Here is a 22,162-nt window from a genome sequence, read left to right on the forward strand (position 1 = left end):
GACGTCAACGACGACGACGAGAGCCGCGCGGGAAGTGACACCACGCTACGAGACGCACCCAAATCGCCCATCCTCATCATCCGTGGGGTCGACATGCTGCAGGAGCGAGACGACAGCGGCGAGACACGCCATCCACCGCAGCTCCGCCTCAGGCCGGTCATTGATGTACACGAGCTCGTGCAGGTACTGGTGAAGCGCGGCACGTCTGCGCGGATGGATCGGGAACAGCTCCGCTTGCTGAGCAGTAATGAGGCGTTCCAGAAATGGTGCAGTGTGAGGAAGCCAGCGAAGCTGATCGGTGAGGTAGGCAAGGTCGAGATGGACCGCGACCGTTTCCATATGTGGTTCGGGAACAGCCACATATGACTTCTTGGCGGGCAGGATCGCGAGCGAGCCGAGCGGGAGGATGAGATGCTCCTCTTGGTGCATCAGCTTTGCGCTCCCATCTGTGATGTAGAGCAGCTTCACAGATGACCCGGCGACCGGGCCGATGGGTCGACGCGAGCGGGCCGTGTGAGCGTACGCGGCACGCGATCGCGGTGAAACCCGGTGAAGCGTGGACAGACCATGCTCCGGCGTCACCGGGCGGACCGTGTTTCGGGTAGGGGCCTCGTGGACCAGATGAGCGCGTCGCTGTCTGGTGGGGTGCCGGTGCGCCAACTGCCGCTGGCGATGGTGACGGCAGCGACGTTGATGAACGCGACGATCGGTACGGCGAACAGGGCGCCGGGGATGCCTGCGAGCATGGAGCCTCCGGCGACGGCCATGATCACCGCGAGCGGGTGCACGTTCACGGCAGCTCCCATGATGAGGGGCTGGAGTACGTGGCCTTCGACCTGTTGGACGATGAGGACCACGGCGAGCATCGCTACCGCCACCCAGAGGCCGTTGTAGAGCAGTGCGATGAGGACGGCGAGGGCGCCGGTGACGATCGCGCCGACGACGGGCACGAACGAGCCGAGGAACACGGTCACGGCGATCGGGATCGCCAATGGGACGCCGAGGAGGAACGCTCCGGCGCCGATGCCGACGGCGTCGATGGTCGCGACGGTGATCTGTGTCTTGGCGTAGTTGATGAGGGTCTGCCATCCGTTTCTCCCGGCCTGATCCACCGCGTGGCGGGCGCGGCGCGGGAAGAGACGAGTCGTCCACGACCAGATGCGGGGGCCGTCAGCGAGGAGGCACAGGAGGGCGAACAGGGCGAGCAGGGCGCCGGCGGCGACATGGCCGAGAGTGCTGCCGAATGCGAGGACCCCGTTGATGAGGGCACCTGCTTGCTCTTGGAGCTGGGCAATGCCGTCGTCGAGGAGCTGGTCGATCTGCGCGGTACTCAGGTGCAGGGGGCCGTCGATGAGGAACTGGCGGAACCCCTGAACCGTCTCACTGGCTTTCGTGGTGACGTCGCTCCATTGGGCGGAGATCTGCCAGGACACCAGCCAGATCAGGGCGGTGATCACGGCGAGGGTGCCGAGGACGGTGGTCGCGATCGCGATCCACTTGGGCACCCCGCGCCTCTGGAGCCAGGTAAAGAACGGCCAGACCAGTGCGGTGATGAGGATCGCGACCAGGAGCGGCACGACGAGGATTTTGAACTGGATCACCAGCCACACCAGCACCCCGGCCACTGCGGCGATCGCGAGCAGCCGCCACGCGTAGGACCCGGCGATCTGCAGACCGGCAGGGACCGCGCTCCGCTCCGAGGGACGCGTCCGTGATGTCCGCATGTGCACGGAACGGTTGCGTCGCGGGTGAAGCAACTGACGCGAAGGGATGGGCATGGGTTCTCCTCATAAAATGCGCGACGATGGACTGTCGCACGAACATCGGTGACGCGGAGCGTCAGAACAGGTCCGTGGCGTACCTGCCGGACTCCTGGAGCCGCGCGAGCCAGTCCGAGCCGTGCGCGTCCTGACCGATCCGCGCCAGCGTCTCCTCAACCGCCGGCCCCATACCGGCGACGTCACCGCACACGTAGATGTGCGCACCCTGCTCGATGAGGTCGAGGACGCTGTCCCTTTCCGCCCAGAGTCGGTGCTGGACGTAGCGGACCTCGCCGTCGGGCTTGCGTGAGTATGCCCGGTGCACGCGCAGCGTCCCGGCCGCCTCGTAGGTGGCGAACTCCTCGGCGTACAGGTCGTCCCAATCGGGGTGCTGGCAGCCGAAGAACAGCACGGTCTCGCCTGCCGGTTCACCCTGGCTGGCGCGGGCGTGGCGGGCGCGAATGAAGCCGCGGAAAGGGGCGATGCCGGAGCCCGCGGCGATCATGATCGCCGGGGTTGAGTTCTGGGCTGGGGGCCGGAAGTGCTCGGTCGGTGAGGCAAGGGTGACGGTGAGCCGGTCTCCGGGCTGAACGCGCTGCAAGTAGCTCGATCCCGCGCCGCGGTAGGTGCCAGTGCCCGAGCGCGCGCTGCCTTCGATGACCGAGACGGTCAGGGCCACCTCGGTCTGGGCCTCGGCGGCGGAACTGATCGAGTACTGCCGTGCCCTGGGGGCGGGGAGCCGTTCGATCACCCAGGCCAGGTCGACCTCGCAGGAGGCGAACATCTCCAGCAGGTCCAGCAGCGAGAACCGCCGCTCCCGGATCGCGGCGGCCTGCTCAGGGGAGCCGAGTTTCTCGAGCTCCGCACGCTCGGGAGGGCAGCGTGTCGTCTCGGCGAGCAAGGCAAGAATCCCCCGGGTGGCAGGGGCCGATAGGTCGACGTGGCGGGTCAGCAGGTCATCGACCCGCACCGGAACCCCGACGGGAATGCGTCCACTGGGGGCCTCGGAGTCGATAGTCACCAGATAGTCGCCTGGCAGTCCCAGGCGGGTGAGCATGCGGGTGACGAGCTCGGGGTGGTTCTGCGGCAGCACCGAGAGGTAGTCGCCGGTGCGGTACGTGATGCCCTCGGGCAGGCGCAGTTCGAGGTGCCGCTTGGAGCGGGGCGAGTCGCCGCGGACCAGTTCGCGGTTCTCCAGCACGATCGCGGTGGCTTCCTCACGACGGGCGGCGGGCTGGCTGGTGGAGCTGATCCGGTAGCGGGGTCCCGTCGGGGCGGTGTCCTCGATCTGGTAGCGCTCGGACAGCTCGGGCCACAACGGCTGGTACCAGCGTTCCCAGTCGCCGAAGAAGTCGGTGCGGGCATCGGTCGCACCCCGCTCGCGAATCCTGGTAGCCCCGCCGGCGGCCATGGCGTCGTCGATGAGGGTGGGGACGCGCTGGTAGGTGGCGGCCCAGTCCAGGCTCCCGCAGCCCAGCACCAGATACTCCACACCGCTCAGGTCCGGGTTCTCGGTGGTGAGCCAGTCAACGAAGCGCTGGGCGTTGTCCGGCGGAGTGCCGTTGTAGGAAGAGGTCACGATGATGACCGGCCCAATTGTGGGCAGGTCCGCGGTCGCCTCATCAAGGGACGCGACCCGGGTGTGCCAGCCACGGGCGGCGCCGTCGCCAGCGATGGTGCGGGCCAAGCTCTCACTGCTGCCCCCGTTGGAGCCGTACAGCACCAGCATCGGCGTCCCGTGCGCATCCGCCGGTGGTGTTGCGGTGGCGGACGCCTGCCGTGCAGGAGCCGGGGCGGACACGGCTGCTGTGGCGTCGGTGCGGAGTTGGGTGTGGCTGAGGCGGTTGGCGGCGTGGATGGTGAGGTTCTTGGGCTTGATGGTCAGTGACTCGGCGATCTTCAGCTCGTAGCCGGGGTCGGTCAGGGCGATGTCGAAGCGCTGGAGCATCATCGCCAGCACCAGGGTCGCCTCCTGCAACGCGAAGGGACGACCGATGCAGGCCCGGGCGCCGTGACCGAACGGCATCCACGCGTACTCCGGGATCTGATCCATCCGTTCCGGGGAGAACCGGTCCGGGTCGAACCGCTCCGGCTCGGGCCACACGGCCGGGTCGGTGTGCAGGGTCGGAAGCATCACCATCACGCTCTCCCCGGCAGCGATGTCGTACCCGCCCAACCTGGTGTCCTCACTCGGGGACAGCGCGAACGCCGGAGCGGTGGGATGCAGACGCAAGGTCTCGCGCAAGACCTGACCGATGTAGCCCAGCCGGGCCAGGTCGCCGAACTGCGGGGTCCGATCACCCAAGACCTCATCAACCACCTCGCGCGCCCGGGCAAGCACATCGGGGTGGGTCAGCAGCTTGTGAGTGGCAAACGAGAGCAGCCCGGAGGTGGTCTCGTGCCCGGCGATGAGGAACGTCGCGAGCTGATACTGGACGTTCTCCTCCGACAGCTTCTCGCCAGTCAGCGGGTCGACGGCGGACAGCATCCGTTCCAGCAGGTCATCGGGACGTTGATCGGCAGGCCTCCCGGCGCGGGCTGTGACGATGTCCTGGGTGATCTGCCGCATCGTGGCGATGTCCTCGCGGTAGCGGCGGTTGGTGCCGACCATGAACGGCTGCACGCCCGGGAGGCGCTCGCTGCGCAGCCCCGCCTCGGTCAGCGCGCCCACCATCGCACCGACGAAGGGGTGGTGGTTCTCGGAGTAGAACGAGTTGAACCGCACATCGAACGCGCACAGCGCGATCGTGTCCAGGGTCAGCCGGGTCATGTCCTCCGCGACGTCGATCTCCGCATCCGGCCCGAAGCGCTCCCAGCGGACCATCATCTGCTCGGCGATATCGAGCATCTGAGGAAAGTAGTCCTTCATCGCCATCGTCCCGAACGCCGGCATCAACAACCGGTGCGCCTTGCCCCAGTTCGGCTCCTCGTTGTACGCGGTGAACAACCCGTCACCACCGAAGTCGCGCACCTGATCGATCGCATCGTGGACCTTCTTCGACCACAACGGACTCGAGCACATCTCGGCGACCAGGGCGTGCTCGGAGGCGAAGATCTGCCGCGTGCCCAGCACCTCGAGGGCGAACATGCCGCCGTACTTGGCGTGGTAATCCTCGGCGAACTCGATCGAGGTCTCCTGCGAAGCACCCATCACCTCGAACAGGTTCCCCACCACCGGCAACGTGGCGGGTCCAGGGATGCGGAGCGTCTGCGAAGACATCGGGCACCTTTCATATGACGGGATCTGCCTCCCGCCCTCTCCAGCCCAAGAAGGGCGATGGGACGGAGCGGGAGCATAGGTCTTACTCCAGCATAAGTTGGCCACTCGATTAGGTCAACTGGCCAAGTCGTGCGCCCAAGGCGTATGATGGTGGCATGAGCGACTCAGGCAAGGCCCGCGGGCCCCGCGAGCAGATCAGCGCCGACGAGCGTCGGAAGCTGCTGGTGGCCGCCGCGTTGCGCGTGATGAAGCGCGACGGCATCGCAGCCGCGAGCACGCGGGCGATCTGCGCAGAGGCAGGGATGCCACACGGGGCATTCCATTACTGCTTTCACTCCAAGAAGGAGCTGTACGCAGCTCTCTTGGCCAGCGATATCGAGATCGATCTGGGTGCGGCGTGGCCGCACATCTCGCCCGATGCCGACCCGGTGGAGAACATCCGTACGCTCCTGATGGCCTTCTGGTCGCAGATCGAGTCCGACCCCGACGGACAGCTGGTGCTCTTCGACCTGGGCAGCTTCGCCTTGCATGATCCGGAGCTGCAGGAGCTGCCGATCCTGGAACACGCTGCCTCCCTCGATAAGGCGAGTGAGTACATCACCCGCCTGGGAGCGGAGGCGCGACTGGAGTTCTTGCAGGACGAGCGCATCCTTGCCGAGCTGGTGCTGGACATCCTCAACGGTGTGGCATGGTCGTGGCTCTCCCACCGCGACAACGACCTCGCACGGCAAGCACTCGAACGCTTCGCGACTCTCGCCGCGACCCTCGTTCGCAAGGCCCCTGACACCACGACCTGACCCGCACGCAGGCGGGCCCCTATCGAATCGACAATCACGAACTGTACCGGCGCGACGGTACATTTTAGGAGGCTATGAGATGAACGGAACACTGAGCGTGGGCAGGCGGTGGGCGTCGCTTGCGGTGCTGGTGGGCGCGGTACTGCTGCTGGCGATCGACTCGACCGTGCTGTATCTCGCGGTGCCATCATTGACGGCAGACCTGTCCCCCACGGCGTCGCAGGTGTTGTGGATCGGCGACATCTACTCCCTCGCCCTGGCCGGTCTACTGGTCACCATGGGGAACCTCGCCGACCGGATCGGGCGGAAGAAGCTCCTGCTGATCGGCGCAACCGCGTTCGGACTCGCGTCGATCCTGGCCGCCTTCGCCCCGTCGGCTGAGGTCCTCATCGCCGCACGCCTGCTGCTGGGTGTCGCGGGGGCAACGATCATGCCCTCGACCCTCTCGTTGATCCGCAATATCTTCCCCGACCAGGTCGAGCGCACCCGCGCGATCGCGATCTGGTCCGCTGCCGCCGCCAGCGGCATCGCCCTCGGCCCCTTGGTGGGCGGGGTGCTGCTGGAGAACTTCTGGTGGGGCTCGGTGTTCCTCATCAACCTGCCCGTGATGGCGTTGGTCATCGGCTTCGGCGCCTGGCTGCTCCCAGAATCCCGCAACCCCAACCCCGGCCGGTTCGACCTGCTCTCCAGCGGCCTATCGATGCTCGCGATCGTCCCGTTCGTGTACACGATCAAGCAGGTCACCGGCGGCAAGTTCGACTGGGTCACTGCTGTCGCGATCCTCGCGAGCGTGGCAGGTGCGGTGTTCTTCGTGCGCCGCCAGCGGCGCAGCGAATCCCCGATGATCGACGTCGACCTGTTCCGTGTGCCGGCGTTCAGCGGTGCGGTGATGGTGAACTTTATCTCCGTGTTCGCCCTCAGCGGGGTGCTGTTCTTCTTCTCCCAGTACCTCCAGCTCGCCCGCGGCCTCAGCCCTCTCGAAGCGGGACTCGCGCAGCTGCCCGCCGCACTGTCGGCGATGGCCGCCGTCGCGGTGGTCGGGTTCCTCCTCACCCGCCTCGGTCGGGGCCGGGCGATCGGCATCGCCCTCATCACCGGCGCGATCGGGCTCGGACTCGTCGCCGCCTTGGAGAGCAGCGAACAGCTCGTATGGGTGCTGCTCGCTGTCATCCCGCTGGGGCTGGGGATCGGGGTTGCCGAGACCCTCTCGGTCGACGCGGTCGTCTCCGCGGTCAAGCCCGCGAAGGCCGGCGCCGCAGCGTCCGTCTCCGAAACCGCGTACGAGCTCGGCGTGGCCCTGGGCATCGCGATCCTCGGATCGCTGATGACCGTGTTCTACCGCCTGAACCTCGACCTCCCAGCAGGTGTCCCCGGGGATGCGGCCGCCCAGGTGGAGGACTCGCTGGCATCGGCGACTGCGGTCCTCGAACCCGGGAGCCAGGCGCTGGAGGCGGCGCAGCACGCGTTCGTGTCCGCGATGCAGACCACCACCCTCATCGCCGGTGGGGTCATGGTGGTGGCTGCGATCGTGGCGTTCCTCCTCATCCCGAACACCAAGAACGCTGTCACCAGCGAGCACTGATTCGCCCCGAGCGAGGAAAGGAGGCGATGTCATGGCACGCACTGCAGGGCGCAGCGCGGACGAAACGCGCAGGATGATCCTCGACGCCGCCGCCCAGCTCATCGGGCGCCGCGGCACCACGGTCCCCGTGACCGAGATTGCCGAGGCCGCGGGAGTTTCCAAGGGCGGGCTGCTGTATCACTTCCCCAACAAGGAAGCGCTCCTCACGGGGCTCGCAACTGACTTGATGACCCGGTTCCGGGAGGAGATCGAGCAGGCTGCCGCCGCGGAGCCCGAGGGGACCCCGGGCAGGCTCGCCCGCGCCTACATCCGCATCGGATTCATCCATGCCCGCGATCCCCAGGGGTTGCGCGACTACATTGCCCTGGCGTCGCACCTGATGTTCGAGCCCGAGATGGAGGCCCTCGCCCAACGGGATGCCGCCGAGTGGCGCACCGCACTCTCCGAGGACGGACTCGACCCGGCGGTCATCCGCCTCATCATCGCCGCCACCGACGGCATCAACAGCGCTCCCCTCTGGGGTGCCGTCCTTGACGACACCGGCCGGACCGCCCTCGAAGAACACCTCCTCGACCTCACACAACCCCGCAACGAAATGGACCCGTCATGACCGAGATCACCTACCGCCCCTACCGACCCGAAGATGCCGACGACATCAAACAGATCATCAACGAGGCCTTCTACATCCACCGCTACGTGAAGGGCCGCCTCGTCCTCGACAGTGCCCTCGAGCTGTATCTGCGCGAGCGGCTCCTGGCGAGCACCTGGACCCGTGTCGCGGTCAAAGACGGGCACGTCGTCGGCGTCATCATGGGCCAAGTCCACGGACAGCCCAAGCTGCCTGGCCGGTTCGCCAACCGGTTGCTCACGTTCTGGCACATGCTCCGCGCCGGGATTCTCAGCCTTCCCCAGTGGTCCTCCATGCGTCAGTACTTCCCATTCGACGGCGTCTACCGGACCCTGCGCGCACGCACGAAAGAGCCACTGACGGACGAGCTCACCCTTTTCGCGGTCAGCTCCACCACGCGCGGGCACGGCGTCGGCAAGGCCCTCTACGGCAGCTTCGTCGAGCACCTGCGCAGCCACGGCCGCAGCGACTTCTACCTGTACACCGACTCGCTGTGCACCTACCAGTTCTACGAGAAGCGCGGCATGACCCGCGCCGCCGAGAAAGACATGAACCTCGTCCTCGACGGCACCCCCGAAACCCTCGGCGTCTACCTCTACACCGGCACCGCCCCAGAACCGCAGGCGTGACCGAGCACCACGCATCCAGCTGCCTCTCGTGGGCGCGCGTGCCGCACCGCGCCTGCGAGAATGTGACGAACAGCAACGATCAACGACAGAGATAGGGAGGCGAGATGGCCACAGAGAAACCGGTGAGGAATCGGCGTTCCCGTGGGGGCTTCTGGGCGGGCACCCTCGCCGAGGTCAGCATCATCCTCGCTAGCCTCGTCTACGTCGTCTCTGTCGAGCTTTGGGCACTGATCGCCTGGGAAGCCCTCGCCGTCATCTACCTCGGTATCGGCTTCACCCTGACCTGGAGCGGCACCACGCCCTCCCGCGTCTCCCGCGGAGAAGTCCGCGCCGCAGCGCGATGGGCGTGGGTGCTGCCGCTGATCTCCAGCTTCGCCGGCGTCACCTCCGCCGTCCTCGCCCTCCTTGCCCGCGGCGACGGCATCCACAATGACGCCGTCCTCGGCATCGCCGCGTCCATCGGCGTCGTGCTGTCCTGGACCCTCCTGCACACCGGGTTCGCGCACATGTACGAAACCCTGGACCTGGCCACCGACAAGGACGCGATCACCTTCCCCGGCAACGACCGGCCCGTGTTCCTGAACTACCTCTACTTCTCCTTCACCATCGGCACCTCCTTCGCCACCTCCGACGCCACACTCAAGACCATCCCCGCCCGACGCCTCGTCCTCATCCACGGCGTCGTCTCCTTCTTCTACAACGCCCTCGTCGTCGCCGTCGCCTTCCAAGTCCTCCAACACGCGGTCGCCTCATAACCCCCCAGCAGGCGGCCGATCCACGGCCAACAGGAGCGCGGTTACAAGTGCCGGCGAGGCTTACCGAAGTTCCGTTTCCCCAGTACTAATCGCCGAACGGCGACGACGCTCCGTTCCCGACGCCGGGATGGGAGGCGGCGCGGGAGGCACCAGAGCTGAACGCAACCTTCGCGTTCGTGTTCTTCAATCCGACGCCCGCAGGCGCCGGCTTGAAGCGAAGCCTCCAGCCACTCCATCTCGGACCTCACGCATCGCGAGAGACGCTATGCCCTGCACTCATCGTGCGGCTTGTGGGCCGAGACCATTACCACGGCTGCAGCTACCGCTGAGATCCGGGGGGCCAGACGATGCGCACGTCTCGGCCGAGTGCGCGGGCGTGGGCCACGGCGTCGGCGGTGCCTCCGAGCCCGCGTGCGGGGAGCCCATCCCAGACCGCGATGAGGACGTCGCACTGTTCAGCGACCCACTTCCCCGCAGCGTCGTAGGCCTCCTCGCTGGGCTCGGGGAACGGCAAATCTGTGGTGGCAGATGCTGCGGACAATAGCCTTTCGTACTCGTGCTTGGGTGGTCCCGAGAAGGTCGTGTCGTAGTCCTTGGAGGGGATCACGGCGTGGAGCTGGCCGCCGGCATCGAGGATGAGTTGTGCGACGAGCTGGTCTGCACCCTCGGCGAGACTGCTGTACCCGATCAGCGGCGGCTCTAGTTCCCGCAGGATGCCGGCGACACGCTCGGTGATCTCCTCGATCGCGTCGGTGGGGAGGCCTTGATGTCCGGTCACGCCGATGCGGGTCATATGCGGCCTGCCTTGACGAGTTGCCAGTAGTGCATCCCGAGCGGAGTGAGCCGGCATCCGGTGGAGTTCATCGCCGCGTAGTACATGTGGTCCTCGTCGATGGGTTCCACCAGTCGGCAGGCACGGAACTTCTGCAGGCCCGAGAAGATCTCCTCGTGTGCGGGATGGTCGGGCTCTTCGGTGGGCTCATACGACGGATCCAGAGGGAAGTCGTCGCCTGGCTGCGGGAACCATTCGGTGAGTTTACGGAGAGTGTGCAGCGGGACTCGGGGGTCGCAGTGGCGAACATCGTGCAGGCGGTCGATATTTGCCTTGAACGTTGGGCGTTGCTCCCACGCCCCAAACGACTCGGACAGGTACGCGTAGAGGCCCGACACGTTCACATGGCCAAGCACGTCGGCCGCACCACCGTCAAGCCCGCCCTCAAGGTACGTGGAGAACAGGCCCCTCCCGTGCGGCGTCTCCATAGATACCTGGTCACCGCGGCTGGCGGTCAGAACCGACAGCCCCGAGCGAAGGTTGGCGAGGTTGTTCCCGAGTGCGCTGATCGTGGTCGCGCCGCCTGAGAAGCAGCAGTCGAGGATGACAATGACCTCAGCGACCGCAGAGCGGTTGATGCGGTCGATGACCTCGGAGAACGTGACGCCCGGGGTGTGACCAGCACCATCGCTCGTAACCAGGGCAACATCATCGTTGCTCGGAGCACCGTGCCCCGCGAAATACAACATCGCGAAATCCGCCCCCGGCGCGAGAAGCTCCTCGACACGCGTCAGGAGTTCTTCACGAGTCACCGACGTTGATGAATCACGGGCGGTAATCAGCCGACAGTCAAGGTTGGGGCTGTCATCCTCATTACGGGACAACAACGGATGCAGCGCCTGCGCGTCGTTCGCGCACCCACCCAAATTGTTGTAGTTGTCGTAGTGGTCGACCCCGACCAGCAAAGCGCGCTTCACAGCACGGCCAGAACTAGAGACTGTCGATGAAATCGGCGATGTTGTCCCAGGTCCAGTTCACACACCGCGCCGACCCCAACTCGGTGGGCTTGGTGCGATACCCGTCTTCGATCCACACCCCGATGATCGGCTTCCCCTCCTCAACCGCACAGGCGATCTCCCACAGCTGCCCCGTCGCCTTCGGGGTGCTGCTGCTGATCAGAGCGATCACACCATCCGAACGGCGAATGCGCGTCCGCACCCGCTGTTTCCACTCGGAAGAGTACGGCTCTTTCACCGACATATCGGTGAATTCGAATGGTGTATCAGGATGCACACGCTGACCCGTGAACAGGTTGCGGGTGGATTCATCTTCTTTCGCGAACGCGATAAACACTGTCTTCGTTGACATCGTGACCTCAATCGTCGGGTACGGGCCTATCCCGCTCCTCAAGGATACCGGCCGCTCCGGCCTGCCGTGCGGAGATGAGCACGACGCCTGAGAAGTACCCGAGCCAGAATTAGGGCATTTGACCAAGGCGGCTGGCCAAAGTACTATCGGTGGTGACTCGTCGATGCACGGCCCACCGGAGGCCAGACCGACCCTGACCACCTTCGGAAGGATGCGCGTGTCGTCACTGCTGTATCAATTGGGCCGCTGGTCGTTCCGCGCACGCCGCCTGGTTCTCATCGGGTGGCTCGTCGTCCTCATCGCCTCAGTCGGGGCGATGGTGGCCTTGGACAAGGGGACGAACGACACGTTCTCGATCCCCGGCACCGAGAGTCAGCAGGCGCTGGATTCCTTGAACCACACCTTCGCGGAGGCGTCCGGCGCGTCGGCGAACGTGCTCATCGTCACCCCCGACGGCACCGAGGTGCGCGGCGCCGACGTGTCGGCGGACATCACCGATGCGGTGCAGCGTCTCACCGACCTCCCGGGCGTCGGGTCAGTGACAAGCCCGCTGGATCCGAACGTGAAGAACGTGATCAACGACGCCGGTAACGCGGCCGTCATCTCCGTCGGGCTGGACGGGCCGGTCACGGACGAGCTGCTGCAATCCCTCGAGACCGAACGTGAGAATCTGCTCGCCGAGTTGCCTTCCGGGAGTGAGGTGTTCCTCGGCGGGGACGCCTATGAGGGCAGTCTTCCCGGGGTCACGATCACCGAGGCGCTGGGGGTTGTGATCGCGCTGCTGGTGCTGCTGGTCACGTTCGGTACCGCTCGCGCGGCGGGTATCCCTCTGGTGACCGCGCTGATGGGGGCGGGGATCTCGCTCACGCTGGTGATGGCGGCGACCGCGTTCACGAGCATCGCGTCGACCACGCTGTTGCTGGCGCTCATGCTGGGGATCGCGGTCGGGATCGACTACGCCCTGTTCGTGATCTCGCGCCACGCGGACCAGGTCCGGTCGGGTCTGGACCCGGAGGAGTCCGCGGCGCGGTCGGTTGCGACCGCGGGCAGCGCGGTGGTGTTCGCCGGGCTCACCGTCATCATCGCCCTGCTGGGCCTTGCCGTCGCACAGATTCCTTTCCTCACCACGATGGGCGTCGCTGCCGCCGGCGCTGTCGCGCTGGCGGTCGTCATCTCCCTTACCCTCACCCCCGCGCTGCTCGGTTTCGCCGGCGGCAAGATCATCCGCAAGCCCCGCTTGAAGAAGGCGAAGCAGGCAGACGAGGCTCCCGCGACCGCCGAGCTCGCCGCCGACCAGGACGACCCTGACGAGGCACCCGAGGCCGAGCGTGAGCGCACGCCTGCTGAGACGCGGCCGAGTTTCGCGACACGGTTCTTCACGGGCTGGATCAGCGCGGTAACCCGCCGCCCTCTGCTGACGATCATCGCCATCGTGATCGCGTGCGTCGCGGTCGCAGCCCCCGCGGTCAACCTGCGCCTGGCGCTACCCGACGCGGGCAGTCAGCCCCAGGGGTCGGTGACCCGGATCAGCTACGACCAGATGTCCGAACACTTCGGCCCCGGTTACAACGGCCCACTGATCGTGACCGGCACCATCATCCACTCCAAGGACCCCGTCAAGCTGATGGATGACATCGCTGCGGAGATCGAGCGGATGCCGGGAGTCGCGGCCGTCCCGTTGGCAACCCCGAACCCGAAGGGCGACACCGGCATCATCCAGGTCATCCCCGAGGGCGGACCCACGTCGGAGGAGACCGCGCAGTTGGTGCGTGACCTTCGCGACGCCAACGAGCACTTCCAATCCGCGTACGGAGTCGACCTGAAAGTCACGGGGTTCACGGCGGTCGGCATCGATGTCTCCGACCGGCTCGGCGCAGCCCTCCTCCCGTTCGGGCTGCTCGTGGTCGGGTTGTCACTGGTGCTGTTGACGATCGTGTTCCGCTCGATCTGGGTGCCCGTCAAGGCGACCCTCGGCTACCTGCTGTCGGTGGGGGCGTCATTCGGGGTCGTGGCGATGGTGTTCGAGTGGGGATGGTTCGCCGACCTGCTCCACGTGGCGAAGGTCGGCCCGATCATCAGCTTCATGCCGATCATCCTGATGGGTGTGCTGTTCGGCCTCGCGATGGACTACCAGGTGTTCCTCGTCTCCCGGATGCGGGAGGACTACGTCCACCACCGCGACGCGCGGCAAGCGATCCGTACCGGGTTCCTCGGCTCCGCGCGGGTCGTCACGGCTGCCGCGGTGATCATGTTCGCCGTGTTCGCGGCGTTCGTCCCCGAGGGCGACACATACATCAAACCCATCGCCCTGGGACTTGCGGTCGGGGTGTTCGTCGACGCGTTCATCGTGCGGATGATGCTCGTCCCCGCCGCCCTGCAACTGCTCGGCGACCGCGCCTGGTGGATCCCCCGCTGGCTGGAACGCCGCCTGCCACACTTCGACGTCGAGGGAGAAGGCGTCGCCCGGGAAATCGAGCTCGCCGACTGGCCCGAGAACGCCGACCGTTACGCCATCGCCGCCGACGACCTCACCTACACCGACCTCGACGACCACCCGGTCCTGCAAGGTGTCGATCTGCGCGTCGAACAAGGAAGCACCCACCTCGTTCACGGACCCGACGCACGGGCACGCGCCACGCTCCTCGCGATCGTCGCCGGCCGCCTCGCACCCACCGCAGGGCGACTACGAACGGCCGGATACCTCGTACCCGAACGCGCCTCGGCTGTGCGTCGCCGCGTCGCCTACCTGCCCCTCACCGGGCAGAGCCAGCCCGAGGAGCTGCTCGCGGCGGTCCTGGCCGAGAAGCCGCGCATCCTCGCACTGGACGGCATCGACACCATCCCGAATGAGCCCCGCTTCCAGACACTGCTCGCCCAAGCGCATGAGCGCGGGATCACGATCGTGTGCTCTGCCGCGACCCCCGACAAGGCCGCGGCGGTCCTGCCCCCGGCTCTCAGCTACACCACGACCGCCCTCGGCGCGGCCGTTCAGGAGGTTCTCCGATGACCACCACGACCCGACCCGGGCTGCACGCCTGGATGAAGACCACCGCGCTCGTTCTCGCCCCGCTGCTGATGGCGGGCCTGCTGATGTGGGGGCTCTGGGACCCCTCCTCCCGGCTGCCGCAGATCACCGCGGCCGTCGTCAACAACGACAAAGGCGCCACCATCGACGGCGAGAACGTCCCCTACGGCCGCGAACTCGCCAACGAACTCATCACCAACGGACCCGGCGGCATCACCTGGGAACTCACCGACACCGCAGGCGCTGCGACAGGAACCGACGACGGAACCTACGCCGCGGTCGTGACGATCCCTGAGGACTTCTCCAACCGCGCCATGTCCACCGTCACCACTCCGACCCGGCCGGAGCAAGCACGCATCGACATCGCTCTCGCACCGACCAACCGGCCCGGCGACGACCTCATCCTCCAGACCGTGAACGATGCCGCCGTCGCCGCCTTCAACCGCTCCAACGCGAAACTGCATCTCGACAACGTCTACATCGCTTTCGGTGACATCCACCACCAGCTCACCGACGCCAGCACCGGAGCCAACCAGCTCGCGGACGGCGCGAACCAGTCCGCGACCGGAGCCGGGGAACTCTCCACCGGTGCCGGAGAACTCTCCACCGGCACATCCCAGCTCTCCACCGGCGCAAACGATCTCAAGACCGGTACAGGAGAACTCAGCGCCGGCGCTGCAACGCTCCTCCAGGGACTCCAGCAGTTGCACACCGGGGCCACGACCGCCAAGGACGGTGCCAGCAGTCTCGCCGACGGCGCGAGCACGCTCGCCACCGGCAGCAGCGACCTGCACACGAACCTGGTCGACCTGACCGGAGGGGTCGATCTCGCCGCGACCTCCACCGCGGACGCCGCCACGCAACTCAACCAGCTCGCCCCCGTCCTGGCACAACTCCAGGGACTCGAAAGCTGCGACTTCACCACCGATCCGGAGTGCGTCACCCAGCTCCTCACCGCGCTCCAGCAGCTCCCCGACGAAGACGCTCTGACACAGTTCGCCACCAACATCTACACCGCCAACGCCGCCCTCAACGGCGACCCCGCCAACGGCATCCCCACCGGAGCCGCCGAAGGCCTCCACCTGGCAACCGAAGGCGCGAAAGACGTCGCCGACGGAGCCAGCACCCTCTCCACGGGCGCGACCGACCTCACCACAGGACTCACCGACCTCGAAACCGGTGCCACATCAGCGGTCACCGGTGCAACCGAGCTGAACACCGGCGCAAGCCAAGTCGCGACCGGCGCGAACGATCTCGCCACCGGCGCATCCGAACTGAACACCGGCGCAAGCGACCTGGCCACCGGCGCAGACGACCTCGCCGACGGAACCCAGCAGGTCGCCGACGGCGCCGCCGAGCTCTCCTCAAACCTCGCCGAAGCACCCGGCCAAGTCCCCAACTACACCGATACCGAACGTGCGCAGTTCATCGACGCCGCCTCACAGCCCGTCCTCACCGACGAAAACGGCAACCCGACCAACGACCTCACCTTCCCCCTGATCGCGGCGCTCGCGCTGTGGGCGGGCGCATTCGCGATCTTCGCCGTGCGGCGTCCACTCCCCATCACCGCCGCCTCCTCGACCCGGTCCCCGCTCAGCACAGCACTACGCGCAGCCGTGCCCGCGCTGGTGGTCGCCGCGGTCCAGGCCATCGCCTTCACCGTGCTCCTCGCTGCCACCCTCGGCCTGACCGCGGCGCAAGGTCTCTCCGCGTTCCTCCTGCTCATGGCGGGCGGGCTCGCCTTCACGCTGCTCTCGCAGGGCCTCATCGCCCTGTTCGGACGGGCAGGGATCATCCTCGCCGCGATCGCGGCCATCGTCACCGGCGCGCTCGGAGTGATCTCCACAACCCCCGCCCTGCTCCACACCATCGACGCCGCCAGCCCCCTCGGCGCACTGGCACGAGCGCTCGTCGGCATCGTCACCAACCACACCAACTGGTCAGTCCTCGCCACCCTGCTGCTCTGGGCCGCTGCCGGAACCGCGCTGACGGTCCTCGCGATCACACGTCTCCGACGCCCTCGTCTTCCGGCTGTCATCTGAGGCACGACGTGCGACTGGGGAGACCCCGTTGACGCGTCCGCGTTTGTCGGCGACGACCAAGATACGCTCGCTCGGGGTACGGGTTCGGCGGGAGTCGTCAGCTACTGCGCGAGGAGAGTTTCTCTGACCTCGCGAGTGATTTGGCGGCGGTCGGCCGTGGTGTATTCGAGCGGGGCGAGTCCTGCCTCGGCGATCGCCTTCTCACGGTCGCGGATCGCTCGCCGCACCGAGAGGTTCTCGTGGGTGCGGGCGGTCAGGAGCCGGATGGTCGCTACGATCCCGTGGAGAACCAGTTTGGCTGCGCTCCACCAGCAGATGAGCATGCCGAGGTAGAACCACGCGGTGTGTCCAAGCTGAACAGCACCGTAGCACGCGATGCCGGCGACGAAGTAGATCGCGCCGAGGAGCACGGCGGGCATGCCCCACCGGTAGCCGCGCCTGGTGCGCAGGAGGGTGACGAGTCGGTTGCTGGGGAGCCAACGCTGGCACCAAGAGTGGACGGCTGCGGCGGGTCTCATTGCGAGTGAGACGAGAAACATCAGGAGGCCTCCTTCAACGGGCGAACAGCTGTCTGCTCGCGTGTGTTGTTGGTGGCTGGGCCCCTGCGCGCCGGATGGTGCGTCCTGAAACCTGAAGTACGAATTGCCCGCCAGGTATCTTCCACACTACCGCCTGTTGCACGGTTCGTGAAGCCCTCTTGCAGCCGCTGCAACGATGCAACGCCCGGCGGAGTGGGGAGGCGCACGATGTCGCGTTGCACGGGCAATCAACTCCCTGCTGCTTCATCGTGCCTTCGTCAGCGATTGCTGCGTGGATGCTGGGTCCATGTAACCGACGGTTGGCTCGGCGACCGTCGTACCCGACTCTTCGGGCCCCCTGTTGCTCTCCGGCGCAGCGGGGAGCGAGAGGCGTTGCTCCCGTGGAGCCCCTCGCGACATGCGGCGCGGCCGGGCCCGGGTCTTGTCCACCATGCTGCCGTCTTCGCTTCCCTGGGACGAGGTCGCCGTATCGACGCCAGTCAAGGCGCTTTCGCGAGGTAGAGAACCTCCAAACCTCGGGGCTGAGTGCCTCAAGCAGACTCTCTTCGATTCGGATGAGATCCGGAGGCCGGAGCACGCCGTGAGGCGGGGTCGGATCGAGGGCACGGCGCGTAAATGCAAGACGTGTATCCGACTGAGAGAAGATAGGACTCGGGGCGTGTAGAGGTCGGCTGGGTGTGCGAGTGTCGCTGCGGATGGCGAGGTGAGCTGAGCGGGCGGGTGGGCGCGCGGCGGGACCTCGTTGGAGGGACATGGTGCTGATGGTCTGTTCGGTGGTGAGGCCGGTGGGGATGGTGCCGTCTGGTGGATGTGTCCGGAGCGGCACCATCCCAGGGCGCCCGTGATTACTGATCGGGGGTGATGGTCACGTCGGTGGCGTGCGTGATGAGGCGCGCGGTGCCCTGGCGGATGAGGATGTGGCATCCGGTGCTGGCGGCGCTGGTGATCGGACCGGGGACGGCTCCAACGGTGCGCCCGAGCCAGTGCGCGGTGTTCGCGACGGCAATGGCTCCCGAGCGTGCTCCTGCTTCCACGATCACGGTTGCATCGCTGAGGGCTGCGAGGATTCGGGCGCGTGCAATGAACCGGGCACGGGTCGGTGCAACATGCGGGGGTGCCTCGGTGAGCACGAGGCCGTTGTGTGCAACGCGTTGCAACAGTTCGGCGTTGCCCGCTGGGTATGCCCGGTCGATGCCGGAGGCGAGGACGACGACACCGCGTGGTCCTGCGGCACGGGTTGCGGCGGCATCGATGCCATGCGCTCCCCCGGTGACAATGCTGTGGCCGGTGTCGGCGAGATGCCTGGTGAACTCGGTAGCGACGCTCTCCCCGTAACTGGTGGCAGCGCGGGCACCGGTGATGGTGACGGTCTTGGGCGGCGTCTGCGCGAGGCTGACGTCGCCTCGCACCCACAGGGCGAGGGGTTGGGTGGAGCCGAGGTCGCGCAGTCCGGTGGGCCATTCGGCGTCGGTGGGGATGAGCACCTGGTGAGTTCCCTGCTGTATCTGGCTGAGCGATTCGAGGATGTCCGTCTCGTTGATGGGGTGCGGGTAGGTGTCGATGAGATGGCGGACAAGGCTGAGCGCGTTGGAGCCGTCCAGTCTGTCAAGCGTGAAGGCCGCCTCGCCGGGGATGGTCGCGTGGGCGAGCGCAACGCGGCCGTATCTCTCCTGCTCGCGGGGGTCGACGTGAGTGAGGTGGTCAAGAAGGTGGTTGCTCATGATGGTGACTCCTGGCTGGAAGAATGAATAGTCGGGGGTGGGGCGCCGGTCACCCTGGGGATGGTGACCGGCACCCGGTGCGAACGACTGCGGGTTATGCGCCTTCTGCGTGCATCCCCTCCGCAACCGCACCGTCCTCGGTGTGCGTCTCCTCGGCGGCCTCAGCGTTGTTCTCCGGCGAGACATCGCCCCCGGTTGGGTCGCCGCCGTCGTCGGCGGGGTCGCCTTCCTCGGGTTCCCCCGCCACATCGCCGGTCACCGCCTCGACGCACTGATCGTCCTCGGCGCTGTGCTCCTCCTCGGCGATGTCCTCCGTGACGGCCTCATCATCGGTGGGGTGTGCGCTGTCGGGGTCGGTGATGAGGGTTTCCACTTCGGAGAGGGTGTAGCCCCATGCGGCGAGTTGGGTGAGGTAGCGGCGGGTTGCTTCGTTGGGGTTGCGCCAGCTGCTCTTGTCGGTGTCTGCTTCCAGCGCTCCGAGTGCGAGGGCTAGGAGGGCGTGACCGGCCTTGGTCGGTGTGGTCTGCGTCATCGCCGTGACCGGGTGTGGCGTGGCGTAGTAGCGATCGGCGTTGAGGCCCAGCAGAGTGGAGGCCATGGTGTGGCCGTCGTTCGCGGCGCGGGCAACCACATGGCGGTCGTCGGCGATCACCGTCGCGGCGAATGTGAGTGCCTGGGCGGGGAGGCGCTTGCGTCCGAGGAGCTTCGTCACCCATGCGCGGCGCACCTTTTCCGCGCTGACCCATGCCTTGTTGTTCGCGATGACGCGGCGACGCTCTGCCTTCTCCTCCTCGCTCATCGCCCCGCCCCGGCTGGTGTTCTGGCGGTGCCGGATGGAAGTCAGGCCGTGCTCGCGCCAGTTCACCACGACGTGCGCGACATCGACGCTCCCCCACCGTTCCCCGATGGCGATGGCGTGCCCGTCCTTGCCCGCGTAGGTTTCCTCGGTGACGCGCTCTCCGTCGGCGTTGAGCAAGTCGTGGAAGAACGCCACGTCCTCTTCATCCCATGCCGGGTAGTCCACGACGGTGTATCCGTCGGCCTCGTACTGGGCGCGGAGGCTGGCGATCTTCTGTTTGGTGGCCTTGTCGTCCAGGTGCCGCTGGGCGTAGTGGTCGAATGCCTCGGGGTCGTGCGCGGCGACCTTGGTGAGTTCGTCCAGCGCGTCAGGGTCGTCCTCGAACTCGGTGAGGATGAGCGCCTGGTCGAGGGTGAGGGCGTGCTGGGTGACGGCGGTCTTGGCGACGTCACTTTCGGCGACGGCGAGGCCGGTCTTGACGGTGGTGCGTTTGGTTCCGGTCTGCTTGGCGATTGCGGTGACGCTCATCCCGTCGAGGGCGAGTTGCCGCCATGCCTCGGCGCGGTCGGCGTCGGTGAGGCTGGTGCGGTGTTCGTTGGTGATGTACTGCTGGATGATGCGGATGCGCTTTTCGTCGGAAGCATCCACAACGTAGACAGGCACGTCCTCAACGTCGGCTTCGCGGGCGGCGAGGGTGCGGCGCTGTCCGTCGCGGACGACGATGTTCCCGCCGCTGTCGGGGTGGGCGAGGATGGGCACGATCACGCCGTGGAGCTTGATCGAGTTGATGAATGCCCGGTCGAGGTCGATGTGTGAACGGATGTTGTCCTCCACGATGAGGTCGTGGGGGCTGATCCGGCGAACCTCTGGCCCCTGCACCGCCTCCTCAACGGTGGCGAGGTCGGCGGGACGGGTCTGGGTGGTGTCGATGATGGTCATGGCTTTCGGTTCCTTTCCTGTTCCCGGAGGGGTGTCACACCGGGTAGTGTGCTCTTCCCCTCCCTGCCATTGCCTTTCGGCACATGCCGAGAAAAGGGGCCAGGAATGAATGCGCAAGGCCGAAGAGTCAAAAAATCTCCTCCCCCACACCAGGGGAAGGAGACTGTTTGCAGGGGAGAATTTTTGCGTGCCTTGCGCAGAAGGGAATGGTCCCGCACAATCAAGCAGCCGAAAGGCAATCCGCAGGATTGCCCAACCAATACAGCCACCGCGAAGCGGTGACAACGATGACTACCGGCGCAAAAGGTGAATCTGCGTCAGCGCAGCAACCAGGTGTCGGAGAGGACTGTCCTTCCACCCGAGCCGCCAACTTCAACCAACCACCGGAAAGGTCGATGCCCGATTACGGCTCGTTGTGCGCTTCGAGGAGTGCGTGTTCTTCGTCGTCGGTCAGCCCCGAACCAATGACGGTGTCGACATGATGAGCAGTGGCCCAGTCGAGTGTGTCTGTAAGGGTGTCGTCGATGGGACGGAGCTTCAGGCCGGCGGCGAGAGCTCGTGCGTTGGACAGCGATCCGAGCCCAGCGACGTCGGGCTGATCGATCCACAGGGGCAGGGAACGTGACCCCATCCATTGCGTTACACCGTGGGCGGCGAGCCACTCCGGTCGCGCACGAACCAGCGGTCCATCATGACGAGTTACTCTGCGCGCCGTCTCAATATAGCGGGCGAACGGGACCGTCTCGCCCGCTGCGTTGAACACCCCGCCTCGCGCGCGCTCGATCAACTGGATCACCCAGGCCGCGAGGTCGCGGACATCGATCACCGCGGTGTCCTGTGTCGGCGCGGAGGGAACGAGCACGCGGCCCTGCGGATTGGAGGGCCGACGGAAGCGCAACGGCCAGTATGCGGTCCGCCCCGTGGGGTCCCCCGGGCCTCCGATCAGGCCGGGGCGGATGATGACAGATCTGTCGGGTCCGAAGGCTGCGCGCACCGCGTCTTCTCCTGCGGTCTTCGCGGGGCCGTACTCCTCGGGTGAGGCCATCTCGTCAGCGGAGAGAGGCGTATGCCGGGGCTCGTCTTCGTCGATTCCAGTAGCAGCGAGGGAGGCGTAGACGTTGCAGGAGGAGATGAAGACATAGCGGGCGGCGTGCGGTTCGAGATCCCGCACCGCCCGGCGCACGTGCCCGGGCTCAGTGGCGACGTCCACGACCGCATCCCATCGACCCGCGTCGTCGTGAACCGACCACAGTGCACGGGTCAGTGCGTCGTTCTGATCGCGGTCCGCGTTGACCAGTCGGGCACCGTGCGGGACCTGGCGGCCGCGGACTATGCAGGTGACCTGATGCCCAGAGGCCAGGGCCGCCTCGACCACCGTGCGCCCGAGCCATGCTGTGCCGCCAAGAACGAGGATCCTCATGTCACCATTCTCGCGATCTTCCCCATTCTGCGCAGAGGCATTCACTCTGAGCGCAGGACCGCGGTTGCTCACCCGTGCTCCGCTAGTTCGGGGGGTGCCCCTATGTCTTCTGTCAAGCGGCGAGGACCGGTTCGGTGATGCGCGACTGGTAGAGGGTGCCGTCGCG

General features: G+C 66.6%; 17 protein-coding genes. 7 read left to right on the forward strand and 10 right to left on the reverse strand.

Translation table 11 applies throughout. The features are described from left to right. Nucleotides 1-45: 45 nt before the first annotated feature. From ACPYN4_RS14880 to ACPYN4_RS14890, 3 genes are all read right to left on the reverse strand, one after another. The gene (locus tag ACPYN4_RS14880; protein ID WP_424446803.1) at nt 46-468 is read right to left on the reverse strand and encodes a hypothetical protein; all 423 of its coding nucleotides are present in this window, start codon (nt 466-468) and stop codon (nt 46-48) included. A 110-nt stretch (nt 469-578) separates the two neighbouring features. Next, nucleotides 579-1,778, reverse strand: a complete 1,200-nt coding sequence (locus tag ACPYN4_RS14885; RefSeq protein WP_424446805.1) for an AI-2E family transporter — start codon at nt 1,776-1,778, stop codon at nt 579-581. A 61-nt stretch (nt 1,779-1,839) separates the two neighbouring features. Continuing rightward, nucleotides 1,840-4,980, reverse strand: a complete 3,141-nt coding sequence (locus ACPYN4_RS14890) for a bifunctional cytochrome P450/NADPH--P450 reductase (protein WP_424446806.1) — start codon at nt 4,978-4,980, stop codon at nt 1,840-1,842. Nucleotides 4,981-5,135: 155 nt separating this feature from the next. Between ACPYN4_RS14890 and ACPYN4_RS14895 the strand changes: the two genes are divergently transcribed. The 5 genes from ACPYN4_RS14895 to ACPYN4_RS14915 all read left to right on the forward strand — a co-directional run bounded on the left by ACPYN4_RS14895 (nt 5,136) and on the right by ACPYN4_RS14915 (nt 9,371). After that, the gene (locus ACPYN4_RS14895; protein WP_424446807.1) at nt 5,136-5,777 is read left to right on the forward strand and encodes a TetR/AcrR family transcriptional regulator; all 642 of its coding nucleotides are present in this window, start codon (nt 5,136-5,138) and stop codon (nt 5,775-5,777) included. A gap of 79 nt (nt 5,778-5,856) precedes the next feature. Then, nucleotides 5,857-7,359, forward strand: coding sequence for an MFS transporter (locus tag ACPYN4_RS14900; RefSeq protein WP_424446808.1), 1,503 nt, complete (start codon nt 5,857-5,859; stop codon nt 7,357-7,359). Nucleotides 7,360-7,390: 31 nt separating this feature from the next. Further along, on the forward strand, nt 7,391-7,969 hold the full coding sequence (locus tag ACPYN4_RS14905; RefSeq protein ID WP_424446809.1) for a TetR/AcrR family transcriptional regulator: 579 nt from the start codon (nt 7,391-7,393) through the stop codon (nt 7,967-7,969). Next, complete coding sequence (locus ACPYN4_RS14910) at nt 7,966-8,616, forward strand: GNAT family N-acetyltransferase (RefSeq protein WP_424446810.1); 651 nt, start codon at nt 7,966-7,968, stop codon at nt 8,614-8,616. The genes ACPYN4_RS14905 and ACPYN4_RS14910 overlap by 4 nt, the downstream gene beginning before the upstream one ends. A 104-nt stretch (nt 8,617-8,720) precedes the next feature. Further along, entirely contained in the window at nt 8,721-9,371 is a 651-nt protein-coding gene (locus ACPYN4_RS14915; RefSeq protein WP_424446811.1) for a DUF1345 domain-containing protein, read from the forward strand. A gap of 319 nt (nt 9,372-9,690) precedes the next feature. Here the strand turns inward: ACPYN4_RS14915 and ACPYN4_RS14920 are convergent, their stop codons facing one another. The 3 genes from ACPYN4_RS14920 to ACPYN4_RS14930 are packed head-to-tail and all read right to left on the reverse strand — an operon-like array spanning nt 9,691 to nt 11,511. Then, nucleotides 9,691-10,164: a hypothetical protein gene (locus ACPYN4_RS14920; protein WP_424446812.1), complete on the reverse strand. Its 474-nt coding sequence runs from the start codon at nt 10,162-10,164 to the stop codon at nt 9,691-9,693. Next, nucleotides 10,161-11,120: a caspase family protein gene (locus ACPYN4_RS14925; protein ID WP_424446813.1), complete on the reverse strand. Its 960-nt coding sequence runs from the start codon at nt 11,118-11,120 to the stop codon at nt 10,161-10,163. The genes ACPYN4_RS14920 and ACPYN4_RS14925 overlap by 4 nt, the downstream gene beginning before the upstream one ends. A 13-nt stretch (nt 11,121-11,133) precedes the next feature. Then, complete coding sequence (locus tag ACPYN4_RS14930; RefSeq protein ID WP_424446814.1) at nt 11,134-11,511, reverse strand: TIR domain-containing protein; 378 nt, start codon at nt 11,509-11,511, stop codon at nt 11,134-11,136. A gap of 211 nt (nt 11,512-11,722) precedes the next feature. Here ACPYN4_RS14930 and ACPYN4_RS14935 point away from each other — a divergent pair, with 211 nt between their 5' ends. Beyond that, nucleotides 11,723-14,518 (forward strand): efflux RND transporter permease subunit, encoded by a 2,796-nt coding sequence (locus tag ACPYN4_RS14935; RefSeq protein WP_424446815.1) that lies wholly within the window; start codon nt 11,723-11,725, stop codon nt 14,516-14,518. Next, nucleotides 14,515-16,578, forward strand: coding sequence for a YhgE/Pip family protein (locus ACPYN4_RS14940; protein ID WP_424446816.1), 2,064 nt, complete (start codon nt 14,515-14,517; stop codon nt 16,576-16,578). Before ACPYN4_RS14935 ends, ACPYN4_RS14940 begins: the two co-directional genes overlap by 4 nt. A 101-nt stretch (nt 16,579-16,679) precedes the next feature. Here the strand turns inward: ACPYN4_RS14940 and ACPYN4_RS14945 are convergent, their stop codons facing one another. The 4 genes from ACPYN4_RS14945 to ACPYN4_RS14960 form a co-directional block, all read right to left on the reverse strand. Then, on the reverse strand, nt 16,680-16,997 hold the full coding sequence (locus ACPYN4_RS14945) for a hypothetical protein (protein WP_424446817.1): 318 nt from the start codon (nt 16,995-16,997) through the stop codon (nt 16,680-16,682). 965 nt (nt 16,998-17,962) lie between these two features. Continuing rightward, a complete protein-coding gene (locus tag ACPYN4_RS14950) occupies nt 17,963-18,838 on the reverse strand; it encodes a DNA-processing protein DprA (protein WP_424446818.1) in 876 nt (291 codons plus the stop codon). Nucleotides 18,839-18,932: 94 nt separating this feature from the next. Then, the gene (locus ACPYN4_RS14955; RefSeq protein ID WP_424446819.1) at nt 18,933-20,576 is read right to left on the reverse strand and encodes a ParB/RepB/Spo0J family partition protein; all 1,644 of its coding nucleotides are present in this window, start codon (nt 20,574-20,576) and stop codon (nt 18,933-18,935) included. A gap of 403 nt (nt 20,577-20,979) precedes the next feature. Next, nucleotides 20,980-22,068 carry an NAD-dependent epimerase/dehydratase family protein gene (locus ACPYN4_RS14960; protein ID WP_424446820.1) on the reverse strand — a complete coding sequence of 363 codons (1,089 nt, stop codon included), beginning with the start codon at nt 22,066-22,068 and terminating at the stop codon, nt 20,980-20,982. Nucleotides 22,069-22,162: the final 94 nt, after the last annotated feature.

Origin of the sequence: Microbacterium sp. CH-015 (assembly GCF_049707015.1) — a bacterium.
Lineage (GTDB): Bacteria > Actinomycetota > Actinomycetes > Actinomycetales > Microbacteriaceae > Microbacterium > Microbacterium aurum.